Below are 16,034 nucleotides of genomic sequence, written 5' to 3' on the forward strand. Positions count from 1 at the left end.
TTCGGCCGCCTACAAATGGAATCTGCTGCCTTCATCCGTACCGGAAAGGCAGCAGGTCAAAAATCCAAGCATCGAAAGGAAGCAATGCCATGAATCGTGTTTACCGTCTGGTCTATAACCGTACCCTGGGTGTGTGGCAGGTGGCGTCGGAACTGGTGAAGGCAGCGAAGGGCGGCCGCAGCAGCGGCACCGGCCTGTCCACGGCGGCATTGCATCCGATGAGCTTTGGCCTGTGGCTATTGATGGGCTGGGTGGGGCTGGTACAGCCGGTGACGGCACAGCAGGCACCCACCGCCCAGGCCGGCCGCATCGTTGCCGACCCCAGCGCGCCGGAACGGCAGCGCCCGACGGTGGTGACCTCGGCCAATGGCACGCCGCAGGTCAACATCACCACGCCCAGTGCGGCCGGTGTGTCGCGCAATACCTATAGCCAGTTCGATGTAGGCAGCGACGGCGCCATCCTCAACAATTCGCGCGGCAACGTGCAGACCCAGCTTGGCGGCTGGGTGCAGGGCAATCCGTGGTTGGCCAAGGGCACCGCGCGGGTCATCCTCAATGAGGTCAACAGTGCCAACCCCAGCCAGTTGCGGGGCTATGTGGAAGTGGCCGGTGACCGCGCCCAGGTGGTGATTGCCAACCCTGCCGGTATTTCGGTCGATGGCGGCGGCTTCCTCAATGCCAGCCGCGTCACCCTGACCACCGGCACGGCCATCGTCAATGCAGGCGTTCTGGACGGTTATCGCGTCGATGGCGGCGCAGTGCGGATCAGCGGCGCGGGCCTGGATGCGAGCGACAGCGACTACACCGACATCATCAGCCGCTCGCTGGAAGTGAACGCCGGCATCTGGGCCCAGCAGTTGCAGGCAAGCCTCGGCAACAACGTGGTCAGCGCCGATCACAGCCAGGTGAGCGCACAGGCCCGCAACGGTAGCGCCCCGGTGTTCGCATTGGACGTGGGTGCACTGGGCGGCATGTACGCCAACAAGATCTGGTTGGTCGGCAACGAGCACGGCGTTGGCATGCGCAATGCCGGCAAGATCGGCGCACAGGCCGGCGAGCTGGTGGTTACTGCCGAGGGCAGGCTGGAGAACAGCGGCACGCTGCATGCGCAGGACAACGCACGTATCACCACCAGCGTCGGTATCAGCAACAGCGGCACCATCAGCGCGGCAAATGAAGCCAAGGTCAGCGCTGCGGCGGACCTGGACAACAGCGACGGCACCATCAACGCCCGTCGTGTGGACGTGAACGCACAGTCGCTGCGCAATCACGATGGCAGCATCGAACAGACCGGTTCGCAATCATTGCTGATTGCCGCAGGCACGCTCAGTAATCGTGCGGATGGACAGATCGGCAGCGTCGAGATTGCGGAAGCCGGCAACGGAGGCGGCAACGGAAGCGGGGCGGGTGGCAATAACGGCGGCGGCAATGGCAGTGGCGGCCCAGAGGGCGGTGGCAGCACGGGTGGTAATGGCGGCGGCACCGTTGGTGGAGTCACGCCGCTAGCCGCTGGCGCGCTCAACATCTCGCAGTCGCTGGACAACGATGCGGGGCAGATCAATGCGCTGGGTTCGTTGCAGCTGGCGGTAAGTTCTGGCCTGGACAACAGCGGCGGCAAGCTCGGCGTCGATGGCCTGCAGGTCAGCGGTGGTGATCTGCGCAATGTGGCCGGCACCTTGCGTGTGCAGGGCAAGGCTGCGGTGGATGTAGCCAACATCGACAACAGCAAGGGCGTGTGGAGCGTCTCGGATACGTTCCTTCTGAACGCCCAGTCCCTGCTGAACAACGGCGGCAACATCGAGCAGGCAGCGACACAGGCGGCAACCTGGACAGTACGCGGCTTGGTAGACAACAGCGGCGGTACTTTCCACAGCAACGCACAGTCACTGAGCTTGGTGTTCGGCAACGTGGTGAACAAGGACGGCACGATCAGCCACGCTGGCAGCCAAGGCTTGAACCTGCGCACCGGCGCATTCGACGGCCAAGCTGGCGTCATCACCACGGCCGGCGGGTTGAACCTGAGCGCTACGCGCGTAGATCATCGCAACGCCGTGCTGCAAGCACAGCAGTTGAACGTGGATGCCGGCGATTTCGACAACCGTGGCGGCACCGTGGTGGCGACCGGCCAGCAGGCCAACCGTATCACCGTGCAGGGAACACTGGACAACGGCAGCGCCGGCACCATCGCCAGCAATGGCGATCTGTCGCTGCGGGCGGCGACGCTGGGTAATGCCGGCGGCACCGTGCAACATGCGGGTACCGGCACACTCAGCATCGATGCTGACACCTTGAACGGTCAGGGCGGCACCGTGCTGGGCAATGGCACATTGGCGATTACCGGTCAGAACACCGATCTGAGCGGCGGCAGCACCTCGGCGCAACAGATCAGCATCACCACCCAGAACCTGAGTACCGCAGGCGGCCAGCTATCGGCTACCGGCAATGAAGCTTTGCGTTTGAACATTGGCAAGCGCCTGGACAACAGCGGCGGCAGCATTGGCAGCAATGGCGCCATCGATCTGACCGCAGGCACGCTGCTGAACAACCAGGGCAAGCTGATTGCGGTGGGTAGTGCGGCAAGCACGCTGCAGGTCAGCGGCCAGCTGGACAATAGCGGTGGTGCCATTTCCAGCAATGGCAATCTGCATGTGCAGGCGGGGCAGGTAAGCAACAGCGGCGGCACGTTGCTGGCTGCCGAAGATACCGACCTGCTGTTGACGGTGGATGGCACGCTGGACAACAGCGAAGGCGGCCGCATTGCAGCCGGTGGTGAGTTGAGCCTGCAGGCAGGTGTGCTCGACAACCAAGGCGGTACGGTCGAGCACGCAGGTGAGGGCACGCTGGATATCGCCGTCGATACGCTGCTCGGTGCCGGCGGCAAGATCATCGGCAACGGCGACCTCGCACTGCAAGGCGAAGCACTCGACCTGCAAGGTGCAACCACCCAGGCCAAACGCCTGCAGGTGACCGCAGGCAGTCTGAGCACCGCTGGCGGCATGTTGGTTGCCACCGGCAAGGATGCCCTGCAGCTGAAAGTGCGTGATGCGCTGAACAATGATCGCGGCACCATTGCTGCCAACGGCGCATTGGTGCTGGATGCGGGTGCAGTGTCCAACCGCGGCGGTACGCTCAGCGCGGCGGGCACTGATGACAGTTACCTGCAGGTGGGTGGCGCGTTGGACAACAGCCAAGGCACCATCGCCAGCAACGCGGCAAGCTTGTCACTGGCCTCGGCCAGCCTAGTCAACGAGGACGGCACCATCAGCCATGCCGGTGACGATGCGCTGATTCTGCAAACCGGCCAGCTCGACGGCCAGCGTGGCACGATTGCCAGCTCCTCCGCGTTGACGCTGAACGCAGGCAAGGTAGATCACCGTGATGCCACGCTCAGTGCGGAGCAGCTCACCCTGGATGCGCAGGATTTCGACAACCGTGGCGGTACCGTGGTTGCAACCGGACAACTGGCCAGCACGCTTGCTGTGCAGGGTACGTTGGACAACGGCAATGCCGGCACCATCGCCAGCAACGGCGACCTTTCGCTGAAGGCGGCCACACTCGGCAATGCCGGCGGCACCATTCAACATGCGGGTAACGGCACGCTCAGCATTGATGCCAACACACTGAACGGCCAAGGCGGCACCGTGCTTGGCAACGGTAGTTTGAAACTCAGTAGCCAGCAGGCCGATCTGAGCAAGGGCACCACCTCGGCGCAACGCATCAGCATCACCGCTACGGACCTGAGCAACGCTGGCGGCCAGCTTTCCGCCACGGGCACCGATGCGTTGCACCTGCAGGTCGGCAACCGCCTGGATAACAGCGGCGGCAGCATTGGCAGCAATGGCAGCATTGACCTGAGCGCCGGGCAATTCATCAACCGGCAGGGCCAGCTGGTAGCCGCAGGCGACGCTGCAAGCACGCTGAAGGTCAGCCAGCAACTCGATAACAGTGGCGGCGCGCTGTCCAGCAATGGCGACCTGAGCATTGTGACCGGTGCGTTGAACAACGCAGGCGGCACGGTGTTGACCGCCGATAACGCCAGTCTGCAATTGAGTGTGGACGGCCTGTTGGACAATAGCGCCGGCGGGCGCGTTGCTGCGGGCGGCGACCTGAGCGTGGCCGCGGCCGTGCTGGATAATCGGGCGGGTACGGTCGAGCACGCAGGTGACGGCACACTCGATATCACCGTAAACACGCTGCACGGCGCTGACGGCAAGATCATCGGCAACGGTGATCTGGCGCTGCATGGCGAAACCCTCGATCTGCAGGGCGCAACTACCCAGGCCAAGCGCCTGCAGGTGAAGGCGGGCAGCCTGACCACGGCGGACGGTGTGTTGGTTTCCACCGGCAGCGATGCCCTGCAACTGCAGGTACGAGATGCCCTGAACAATGACCGCGGCACCATTGCAGCCAATGGTGCGTTGGCGCTGGACGCCGGCCGCGTATCGAATCGTGGCGGAACGATCAGTGCGGCGGGTGTCGATGACAGCTATCTGCAGGTAGATGGTGAGCTGGACAACAGCGACGGCACCATCGCCAGCAACGCGGAGTCGCTGACGTTGGCATCGGGCACGCTGGTCAACGAAAACGGCACTATCAGCCATGCCGGTGAAGGGGCGTTGGTGCTGCAGACCGGCCAACTTGATGGCCAGCGCGGCACCATCTCCAGTGCCGGCGCGTTGCAGTTGACGGCAGGGCAGGTGGATCACCGCGACGCTACGCTCAATGCCAAGCAGCTCACCGTGAATGCGGCCGGCTTCGACAATCGCGGCGGCACGGTGCTTGGCACTGGCCAGCAGGCCAACAGCATCACCGTGCAGGGCACGCTGGACAACGGCAACGGCGGCACCATCGCCGGCAACGGCGACCTGTCGCTGAAGGCCACCACGCTGGGCAATGCCGGCGGCACCATTCAGCACGCAGGCAGCGGCACGCTCAGCATCGATGCCACAACCTTGAATGGCCAAGGTGGCACCTTGCTCGGCAACGGCGCTTTGAACATCACCGGCCAGCATACCGACCTGAGCAAGGGCACCACCTCGGCTCAGCGCATCAGCATCACCACCACCGATTTGAACAACGCCGGTGGCCAGCTCTCAGCTACCGGCACTGAGGCGCTGCGGTTGCAGGTAGGCAACCGCCTGGACAACAGCGGCGGTAGCATCGGCAGCAATGGCACGTTTGACGTGAGTGCTGCTGCTTTCATCAACAACAAGGGCAATCTGCAGGCGGCTGGTGGCGGTAATAATCGGCTTGATGTAAGCGGTTCGCTGGACAATCGCGAGGGCAATATCCTTGCCGCCGGCAACACCCGCATCGACGCAGGCAGCATCGACAACCGCGCCGGAACCCTGCATGCGGCAGGTGATTCACAGCTGGTCCTCAGCGTTGATGGCCTGCTCGACAACAGTGGCAAGGGCACCATCTCGAGTGGTGGCGATGCCAATGTCAGCGCAGCGGCGCTGAACAACGCTGGCGGCAGCATCGCCAGCGGCGATGCACTTACCCTGGTCACCAACAACGCCATCGACAATAGCGCCGGCCTGATACAGGCTGGTGCAGCTCTGCAGCTGACCAGCAATGGACTGGTCAATGGCGCCGGCACCGTGCTGGGGAATAGTGTCAGCATCGACACCCGCGGCAACGCGCTGGACAACCGTGACGGTACGCTTGCCAGCCTGGCCGGTGCATTGGATATCCGCAGTGGCGCGCTGGACAACAGTGCCGGTCTGATCCAATCCGCAGCAGCGCTGCACATCGACACTGCAGGGCAGCAACTCAGCAACCGTAACTCCGGCAGCGCGGGCGGCATTGTCAGCGCAGGCACGCTCAACATCGACAGCGGCAACCTGGACAACCGTGCCGGTGTGGTGTTCTCGCAGGGCTCGGCCGAGCTGCACGCAGGTGATATCGACAACAGTGATGGCGGCTCACTGGTAAGTGCGTCCAACCTGCTCATCCAGGGCCAGGCACTGGCCAACAACGGTGGCGAGGTGAAGTCGGGCGGCGATGCGACCCTTGCACTGCAGGGTGCGCTGAACAACAACGTCGGTCTGGTCGCGGCCAGCGGCAGCTTGCAGGTGACGGCGACCACGGTGGACAACCGCAATACCGGGTCCGCTTCCACATTGGGCTTGCAGGCCGGCAATCTGCGGCTCACCGCGCAGAGCCTGGATAACAGCCTGGGTCAGTTGATCGCCGATCACGATGCACGGTTGCAACTTGGCGGTCAGCTGAACAACAGCGCCGGCCAGGTATCCACGGGGGGCGACCTCGTAGTTGCAGCCGATAGCGTCCTCAATACCGGCGGCACGCTGGTGTCTGGCAATGATCTGCAGCTGGATGCGCGTTACCTGTCCGGTGACGGCAAGGTGCTGTCACAAGGCGATGCCAGCTTGAACCTGGTGGAAGGCTTCACCAATACCGGCGAGGTGGCCGCCAACGGTAAGCTGACGCTCACTACCCAAGGCGCGTTGGACAATCAAAGCAAGCTCCAGGGCGGCGGCGTTGAAGTGCGCGCCAACAGCATCAACAATGCGGCCAACGGCGAGATCAGCAGTGCCGGTATCACCCATCTGGTTGCCGATGGTGCCCTGGTCAACCGCGGGTTGTTGGACGGCGTGGTGAATCACCTGCAGGCCGGGCAGCTGGACAACGTAGGCAGCGGCCGCATCTATGGCGACCATGTCGCCATCAACGCAGGCAGCGTGAACAATCGCGCCGAGTCGCTCAACGGCATCACCACCGCAGCTACCATCGCTGCGCGCGAGCGCTTGGATCTGGGTGTGCAGGGTGTGCTCAGCAATACCGGGCAGAGCCTGATTTTCAGTGATGGCGATGCTGCCATCGGCGGCGCGCTGGACGCCAACCGGCTTGCTACCGGTGCTGCGCAGACGATCGACAACCTGGGCTCCACCATCGAGGTCTCCGGCAACCTGGACATCGCCGCACTGGCGGTCAACAACATCCGTGAGAATGTTGTTGTCACCCAGAAAGTCAGCTCCAGTAGCGCTCGCCTGGACCAACCCGATTGGTGGAACAACGGCAGCAACAACACCAACAACATCCGCAATTCGTCCAATTACGAAGCGCATGAAATCTACTACCTGAGCCCGGATGACATTCTGGAGGACACGCCCTACATAACGCCGGATGGGCACGTCGTACAGAAGGCGGTGATTCGGGTAAATGCGCAGACCACGGCTTATTTCTTTGGTCGTGGCGCGCTGTACGGAGCCAAGGGCGAGCGTTCACGCATAGATCTGGCCACCGGCACCATGACCATCTATTACTCGCGCCGCCAGGACAACCAAAGCAATCCGGACCAGGTCAGCAGCGGTGCAGATGATCCGTTTGTCGAGCTGAGCGGCGTGGGGCCGGGTTCACCCGCTTTCAGTTATGTCAGTGACACCCTGACCTACAGCAATGCTTATGGCACCTGCACAACCAACTGCGTGCAGCTGACGGTATGGCATGCGTACAACGACCCGGACGGCATACTGATGTATCCGAAACGGTATTCCACCCAGAATCTCAGCGGCAACGAGCAGTACCGGCTTGCGACCCATACGATAGTGGAGGATGTGGTGCAGTCGGCTGGCCCGGACGCCATCATCCATGCCGGCGGCAACATGCGTATCGACACCGATGCGCTGACTAACAAGTACGCGCGTATCGCCGCGGGTGGCAACCTGGCTATCGTCGGTTTGAACAAGGCCGAGTCCAGCGTCGACAACATCGGCCTGAAGCTGTACCGGACGCATTCGTTCCAGAATGTGTCGGTCACCTTCGGTGGCGCCCGTCACAGCTGGACCAATCCGGACATCTCCGAGCTGACCGGTCAGCTCGGCGGGCAGATCACCGCTGGCGGCACCTTGACCGTGGATGTGGGCGACCTAAGCAACCTCAACGACGGCCGCAACCCGCCCAACGTGCAGGACGGCCTCAGCTTTGGCAACGTCAACACTGGCGGGCCGGCAGGCGGCAACGTCGGCCCGGGTGCCGGGCAGGTTCAAGGGCCCGGCGCAAGCAGTGGCCAGAGTGCTGGCACTGCTGCCGGCACCGGCCCGCAAACAGTGGCAAACAACGGTGGTGGTGGTGGCACCGGCACCGGCCGTCTGCAAGACCTGCTCGGCAAGATCGCCGCGCAAGCAAGTGCAGATGCACCAGACAGTACCCAGCAAAGCGGGCAGAGTGGCGCAAGCGTTGGTGGCGGGGCATCTTCCGTAACCGGTGCCACGGCGGTAAAGGCCAATGGCGACGATCCCGCAATGATTGTTGCCGGTAAATTGGACAACACCGCGCCCAGCACCAGCCTGTTCAAAGTGGATGCCAACCGCGGCCAGCACCTGGTGGAAACAGATCCGCGTTTTGCGGACTACCGCAATTGGCTGAGTTCGGATCACCTGCTGGCGCAGATGGGCTTCGACCCGGTTACCACACAGAAGCGTCTGGGTGACGGTTTCTACGAACAGAAGCTAGTGCGCGAGCAGATTGGTGAGCTCACCGGTCGTCGCTTTCTCGATGGCTATGCCAGCGATGAGGATCAATACCGCGCCCTGCTGGAAGCCGGCGCTACCGTCGCCAGCGGCTGGGGCCTGCGCCCGGGCATCGCCCTGACTGCGGAGCAGATGGCGCAGCTGACCAGCGACATAGTGTGGCTGGTTGAACAGACCATCACCCTTGCCGATGGCTCCACCACCACCGCGCTGGTGCCGCAGGTTTACCTGCGCGTGCAGCCGGGTGACCTGGCCGACAACGGTGCGTTGCTGGCCGGGGCCAATGTTGACCTGAAGCTGCGCGGCGACTTCGTCAATGAAGGCGACGTGGCGGGGCGCAAGCTGGTGTCCATCGACGCCGGCAACATCCGCAATCTTGCCGGCGCCAACATCAGCGGCCAGCAGGTAGGGCTGCAGGCCAAGCAGGACATCGACATCATCGGCAGCACGGTGACCGCAACCGATGCGCTCAGCGTAAAGGCGGGCGGCAACATCACCGTTGCCAGCACCACACGCAGTTGGGAGAACAGCGGCTCGCATGCACAAAGCAGCACCAGCATCGATCGCGTAGCGGGCCTGTACGTAACCAGCCCCAGCGGTATCGGCGCACTCACCGTCAATGCCGGCGGCGACGTGACGTTGACCGGCGCGCAGGTAATCAATGCCGGTGTGAACGGCGCAACCGTGCTGGCAGCCGGTGGCAACCTCAACCTGGACACCATCGCCCAGAAGCAAAGCCTCGACCTCACCACCGACAACCGCAACTACGTCCGCAACAGCCAGACCACGCATGTCGGCAGCACGGTGAGCGGCGCCGGAAACGTCGTGTTGCAGGCAGGCAATGACGTCAATCTGACGGCTGCCAATGTCAACGCCGGCAACGCAATCGCCGTGCAGGCCGGGCGCGATATCAACAGCAGTGTTGCGGTGGATGTCAGCACGGTTGAGACCAGCTATGCGGGAAAGAAGGCCTCTGGCGCGGTATCAGCCAGTGACGAAACCGTGCGCGGTACGCAGATCACCGCTGGCGGTGACATTGCGATGCAGGCCGGGCGCGACGTTACTCTGCAGGCAACCACCGTTGCCAGCGACGAAGGCGGCATCGGTGTCTCTGCAGGCCGCGACGTCAATCTGACGGCTGCGCAGGAACAGCACGACCTGACCATCGACGAGCAGCGCAAGAAGAAGGGTTTCCTCAAGACCAAGACCACTACCACCCACGACGAATGGCATGACAGCATTGCAGTCACCACCACGTTGAGCGGCGAGACCGTCACCGTGGCAGCCGGCCGTGACCTGACCTCGCAGGGGGCGCAGATTGCGGGGACGGGGGATGTGGTACTTGCAGCAGGGCGAGACCTTACACTCGGTACGGCAGAAAGCACCTCGACCGAGGTGCACGACAAGACCGTGACCAAGTCTGGTCTGTTTGGTAGTGGCGGCATCGGTTTCACTGTAGGTAAGCAGCGTACCGATACCGAGGCTGATACCACCGGGGTAAGCCACACAGGCAGCACGGTAGGCAGCCTGAGCGGCGATGTGACTCTGTTGGCAGGTAATGCACTGAAGATTGAAGGCAGCGATGTGATCGCCCTGCAGGGGGATGTCACCGGCAAGGCCAAGTCCATCTCCATCACCGAGGTGCACGACACCACTACGGCGGAGCAACAGACCCGATTCAAGCAGGCGGGTTTGACGGTTGCAGTCAGCGCGCCAGCACTGAGCTTGCTGCAAACGGCCAATGACCTGAACAAAGCCGCAAAGCAATCCGGCGGTGACGGCCGCATGCAGGCGCTGGCAGCAGGGACAGCGGCGCTCAACGCTTACAACTCGGCCGGTGCGATGGGGCAGCTTGCCGATGGTCTTGCCAGCGGCAACCCGGCAGACATGGCCAAGGGGGCGAACGCCAGCATCTCGGCCACCATTGGCGCCAGCAAGAGCTCGAGCCAGAGCACACAGAGCAGTAGCCAAGCCAAGGGCTCCAGCCTGCAGGCAGGCGGTGACGTCAGCCTTATCGCAACCGGCGGTGGTGAAGACAGCAATATCCTGATTCGCGGGAGCGACATTACCGCCGGCAAGGATGTGCTGCTTGCTGCTGACAACAACATCACGCTTGAAGCAGCTCAGAACACCGCCGAACAACACAGCAGCAGCAAGAGCAGCAGCTGGGCGCTGGGCGTGGCTGCCAGCTATGGCAGTGATGGCGGCGCCATAGGCGTAACCGCAAGTGCCAGTGCATCGCGAGGCAATGCCGATGGTAAGGATGTCACCCAGCGCAACACGCATGTAACCGCTGGCAATACCGCCACTGTTATCAGTGGCGGTGACACCACGTTGAAGGGCGCACAGCTGTCGGCAGATAAAGTGGTGGCCAATATTGGCGGTGATCTGAACATCGAGAGCCTGCAGGACACCAGTACCTATGACAGCAAGAACAAGAGCATGGGCGCCAGCGTTACCGTCGGTGCAGGGTTCAGCGGCAGTGCCAGCTATAGCAGCAGCAAAGTCGATGGCGACTACGCCAGCGTTACCGAGCAGAGCGGCATCCAGGCCGGTGCAGGCGGTTTCGATATCACTGTTGCGGGCAATACCGATTTGAAGGGTGCGGTGATTGCCAGTTCGCAGGAGGCAATCGACGCGGGTTTGAATCGGCTGCAGACAGGCACGCTGACGTCTTCGGATATCGAGAACCACAGCCAGTACAACGCCAAGAGCGTCAGCCTTTCAGGCGGCTACAGCGTCGCTGGCGAAGGTGGTGGAACCGAGGGCAGCCCGAGTACTACCAACAACGGCAGCAACTGGTCGTGGCAGAACTACAACACTGGCGCGCAAGGCGCAGCCGCCGGCTACGGCAGTGAGAAAGGAAAGGAGAGCTCGACTACAGCCAGTGGTATCAGTGGCGGGACGGTAGTCATCACAGATCAGGCGGGCCAGCAGGCACTGACCGGCAAGACCGCGGAAGAAGCGCTTGCCGCGTTGAACCGTGAAGTGCTCACCGGTGATGGCGCCAACGGTCTAGCCAAGGCCTGGGACGGTCAGAAGCTGCAGCAGCAGGTGGAAGCGCAGGCGCAGATCACGGCGATGTTCGGGCAGCAGGCTGGTAAGGCGGTTGGCGACTATGCAAGCAGTAAAGCCCGAGAGCTTCGTCTGCAAGGGGATGAGGAGGAAGCCGCCAAGTGGGATGAGGGGGGGGCATATCGCGTTGCTGCACATACGCTGATGGGCGCGCTTGGCGGAGGTGTTGATGGAGCGCTGGGTTCGGGCTCCACTGCATTGGCCGCCCCCTATATCACGAATTTGACCAGCAATCTGCCAGAAGGAGTGAAGGCTGCTGTTGGGGTGGGGCTTGCAGCAGGGCTAGGTTCTTTGTTGGCAGGCAGCACGGGTGCTGCTATGGGTGTTAATCAAGATGTGAATAATCGTCAGTTGCACCCTGATGAACTGAATTTTCTGGCCGATAAGGCGAAGGAATTTGCAGATATTATCTATGGTTGCGGGGAGCAATGCTCTTCCAACCAAATTAAGGATGCGCGTGGGCGGTTGATTCGAGAGGCCTACTCTCGCGTGGACAGCATTGGTAGCTCGCCGGACGCGTACGATGAAGTTGCCGAAGCTTTTATAAATAATAATCCTGTCGATTTTGCGTGGGGAAAGGGGTTTTATGCGACCAGAGATCAGTACATCGACACCAGCTATTTCAAAGATTTTCTTGCGTCGGACGTCAAGGCCTTTGATTACTTGACGGGCGCTTTGGCTGACGGTGGCGCAACCCGCGAGTACCTGCAGGCAGCATATCGAAATGTGCTGTCTGATTTGGCGGATGCTTCGCGAGGTAGGGACGGGGTTGAAATTTTAGAGACATTCTCTGGCGATATTGGAATGGCTCTTGGCATTGTCAGGAAATTGGCAACTGGCGATTCGGAAGGAGCGGCTATCGATGCCGTTATTGCCGCGGTGCCATGGAAAATAGGTAAGTTGTTCAGGCCATTGGCTGTTGCTACAGACGGTACGTACTGGCTTAACGGCCGAGTGATTGATGCTGCTTGGGTGAACTCGAAGAATGAGTTGACTTGGGTCAATCCGCTTACAGGTTTGAAGGAAGTGTTTCCTGATGCCGCGAAGGTTGATGTTGATCACATTCTGCCAAAGAAGTTCTTTTCGGAGATCGAAGGGTTTAGTGCATTGCCTAAAGCTACGCGTGACGAGTTAATGGATATGGTGGAAAATTTGCAACCAATGGCAAAGGGGGCAAATTGCTCCAAGAATTGTTTGGTTGAATTTGTTGATGGCGGATGGGAGACTTGGGGAGGGCAGAAAGTATCAGAAAATTATAAGAAATATTTGTTGGAGCGGCAGAATTCTGTTCGAGAGAAAGTTGAGGAAGTAATTGAGTCAATGAGAGCTGGCAGACGAGAGTAAGCTTATGAAGGTTGAACTGAAGTACTACGACGGTGGAGTCTATTCTTCGACGGCCGATATGCCGGAGCATGTTCGCTCCGGTGTGTTGATGGGCAAGCGCGGGCAGGCCTGTGAATCGATCCTTTCTCGCGGTAAGTCTTGGCTTGTTGAGCCATTCTGTACTTATCAGCCAGAATCATTTCGAGCTATTTGCCGTGAGGGCGGTGAGTTGCTTTTGGGTGTCAGTACCTTTAATGATCCTGTGAGAGAGGCGCGTGGGACGGTGATGTTGCCGGACCTTATTATGTGTTTCCCTTCCTGCCTGGTAATGATTGAGCCCGGCAGTTTGGGCGGTAACTTCGAAGATGGTTGGGATTCGTTCGGCTCGTTGCTCGCTCTGCCCGAAAGCATTTCGAGGTCGTGGTTGTGGAGGACGGGCGGGTGGAAGATACCTGCGGAGTTGCCATCGAGCCCGCTGATCAACCGAGGATTGGTCGCACATCCAAGTTCGTCTTGGGTGCCCGTGAACAGAGTTCTAGAGTCGTTTGATCGGAAGAGCGCGGGGGCTAGGATGTCGATGCTTGTCGAGAGATTACCAGGCGCGGTTGACACCCGGTTCGATATGGATGGTGAGGCTTATCAGTGGACCTCCATGCGTTGCTTTCTAGATACGAGGCCTAGCAACGAAAGTGGGCCGCAAGGAGATCAGTTTTTTGTTATCGACTCATGCAAGGATGGGGTTGTTTATCATATTCATGCAGGGAATGTGGATTCTATTCGAGTACTGGAGAAGCCCGGTGAAGCAATAGATTTTTATTCCTCTCATGTGTTAACTGGAAATGGTGGACAGTTCGACTTCATGCCGTGGAGCCGTCCATTGTAAAAAATGTGGTGAGAGATCGAACACTGTTGCAGCTACCTCTTCGACCAAAGCAATAAGGTGGAAGGGTGTAGCAAACGGCAGTTGGCTGGATGGCGCGATGTGGTCCTTGATGTCGCTCAGAACACCCATGCCGAAGTGCATGACAAGACCGTCACCAAGTCCGGATTGTTCTTCAGCGGTGGTGTTGGATTCACCATCGGCAGGCGACAGACGACCGGAATCTCGGCAGAATTGCTATGACAGGTGATGGGTGCCGGTGGGAATGTTTATAGGTATAATCCGAGCTCCGGTGGATTTTCAAAATATTGATAGCCAATGAAGCCATACATACAGATGTCAATCAGAACAAAGATTGAGACGGCTGATTGGGCGATCGGTAAAAAATTGATTGAGTCCTTAGGGTTGAGTGGGGAGCGTTTGCTTCCGAAGCAGATCTCGCACAATGCGGATAAATTCTCTAGCAACTTGATTGATTTAGGCTCTATTGAAGATTGTTGGGCCTCCAAGGAAATTGTTGACATAAATGGTGTGCAGTCAGTCTTTCGTCGCGATTTTGCTTGGAGGAGGGGCGGCCTATTAAGTCAATAGGTAGTGTGGTTCATACATTCAAGAATATGAGAGGTCAGATTGTTCCTGGTTCGGTCTCTCTGAGGGCGGATTATTCTGATGAAGTCAATTGGGTGCCTATTTTCCGGAGATGGTGCGAGATATTTAAGCCTCAGCTTGGCATGCTTCATCTATTTACTGCACCTGAGCTTGGTCCTAGTGACATAAATGGTAGCTTCCAGATTGGATCATTCAATTCTGCGCTAAATCCGGAAATTCCGGATATTGGCTGGTCCATGTTCTACGGGGATGAGTTTTGCCGGGAGGTTGATCAGGGAAGGATTAATTCGGCGGGATTTTCTGTCGAGAGTTTTGGTGAAGGATACTTGCTGACGGTAACGGATGAAATTAGTGATGTAATGAATGATTTTCCGCTATTTTACCGGCGTCGTGCTGAGCTCGGGCATCTGTTTCGGAATGACTTGTTTTTGGCGGGGGAGCAGGGTTAGGTTTAGTTCTCGGCGCTCCTTTATGATTCGTTGATGAAAGTGTTTGCGGTTTTGGAAGTGCTCATTTCTATTGGTCTCCGCGATTGTTGGTCGAGCGGAATGATTCGGTGATCTTGAATCTCATATGGCCGCTGCTATCGCCGTATTCAGTGGTTTTGGTCGAGGTCTTGATGTTTTAACAAGGAAGTATTGGACGATCGAATGAAAGGTAACCTTCAGAGCGTTTGCTGGCCGCGGTTGTTGCGCCAAGTTGTCCGGCTGCTTCATCAAGGAAGTAGTAAAAAGTGAGCTTCCGTCATACGACGAGCCCAAGCAAGAAGATGTGGGCTACCTCAGGGTCTCGGGCTCACGCAACGTAAAGGTGTATCCGAACAGTACTTGCGTAAGTACTGACGTGCCGGGTAGCGGCTAGCGGCCGCGCACATTGACGCTTGCCGTCTTGCCTTGGCGCTGCAGTTTCCAGCGTGCGTCACCGGGTTCCTCGCCGAGATAGATGCAGTCGTGCTCACGCAGGTCCTGCGGCTGCGCGGGGGTTCCGCGTGTGGCCAGGTAATGCGGTGATGCACACAACAGGTGATCGATGCTGATCAGCGGGCGGCCCATCAGCCCCGGCGCGGGATGGTCGGAAATGCGTATGGCCAGATCGATCTCGTCATCGATCAGATCCAGCTGGCGGTCTTCGAAGCGCAGCAACAGATCAACCTTGGGATAGCGCGTCAGGAAATCGGCCACGTGCGGGTGGATCAAGGCCCGTCCCACCGCCTTGGGCACGCTCACACGCACCAGCCCCTGCGGCTCGGGACTGAGTTGGTGCGAGATCGCCATCACCGACTGGGCGGCACTGGAGACGTCGCTGCAGCGTTGGAAGACCTCCTGGCCAAGATCACTCAGGCGCAGCTTGCGTGTGGAACGCTGCAGCAGGCGGATGCCCAGCGCCTTTTCCAGGCGTGCCACCGAGCGGCTGGTTGCCGAGGGCGTGGCACCGAGCTGGCGCGCGGCTTCGGAGAAGCTGCCGGTTTCCACCACCTTGACGAAGGTGACCATGTCGGCCATCAAGGCGACGGTTGTATTTGTGCTCATGGCGCAAAAATAATTTGGTTTTTCGGGTGATTCCCCCGAGTCTGATCTGGGGAATAGACTTTTTCCAGCGGGAAGCGCTCCGGCTGCCGCCGCAACGTGTAACCGCCTGCTCTCCGCGCCCGA

At 59.9% G+C, this 16,034-nt stretch carries 4 protein-coding genes; 3 read left to right on the top strand and 1 reads right to left on the bottom strand.

What is annotated here, in order from left to right; genetic code table 11:
* Window positions 1–89: 89 nt before the first annotated feature.
* The 3 genes from BCV67_RS20200 to BCV67_RS20440 all read left to right on the top strand — a co-directional run bounded on the left by BCV67_RS20200 (window position 90) and on the right by BCV67_RS20440 (window position 14,831).
* Window positions 90–12,914: a hemagglutinin repeat-containing protein gene (locus BCV67_RS20200; RefSeq protein ID WP_062168560.1), complete on the top strand. Its 12,825-nt coding sequence runs from the start codon at window positions 90–92 to the stop codon at window positions 12,912–12,914.
* A gap of 4 nt (window positions 12,915–12,918) precedes the next feature.
* Complete coding sequence (locus tag BCV67_RS20205; protein WP_156455845.1) at window positions 12,919–13,776, top strand: hypothetical protein; 858 nt, start codon at window positions 12,919–12,921, stop codon at window positions 13,774–13,776.
* A 728-nt stretch (window positions 13,777–14,504) separates the two neighbouring features.
* On the top strand, window positions 14,505–14,831 hold the full coding sequence (locus tag BCV67_RS20440; protein WP_197429996.1) for a hypothetical protein: 327 nt from the start codon (window positions 14,505–14,507) through the stop codon (window positions 14,829–14,831).
* A gap of 408 nt (window positions 14,832–15,239) precedes the next feature.
* Here the strand turns inward: BCV67_RS20440 and BCV67_RS15660 are convergent, their stop codons facing one another.
* On the bottom strand, window positions 15,240–15,911 hold the full coding sequence (locus BCV67_RS15660) for a LysR family transcriptional regulator (protein WP_082746581.1): 672 nt from the start codon (window positions 15,909–15,911) through the stop codon (window positions 15,240–15,242).
* Window positions 15,912–16,034 lie beyond the last annotated feature (123 nt).

The organism is Stenotrophomonas nitritireducens, from assembly GCF_001700965.1.
Taxonomy (GTDB): domain Bacteria; phylum Pseudomonadota; class Gammaproteobacteria; order Xanthomonadales; family Xanthomonadaceae; genus Stenotrophomonas; species Stenotrophomonas nitritireducens_A.

Excerpts from the sequence above, each read along its gene's own strand:
- BCV67_RS20200 (WP_062168560.1), top strand. The coding sequence starts at position 90 with ATGAATCGTGTTTACCGTCTGGTCTATAACCGTACCCTGGGTGTGTGG.
- BCV67_RS20205 (WP_156455845.1), top strand. The coding sequence starts at position 12,919 with ATGAAGGTTGAACTGAAGTACTACGACGGTGGAGTCTATTCTTCGACG.
- BCV67_RS20440 (WP_197429996.1), top strand. The coding sequence starts at position 14,505 with ATGCTTCATCTATTTACTGCACCTGAGCTTGGTCCTAGTGACATAAAT.
- BCV67_RS15660 (WP_082746581.1), bottom strand. The coding sequence starts at position 15,911 with ATGAGCACAAATACAACCGTCGCCTTGATGGCCGACATGGTCACCTTC.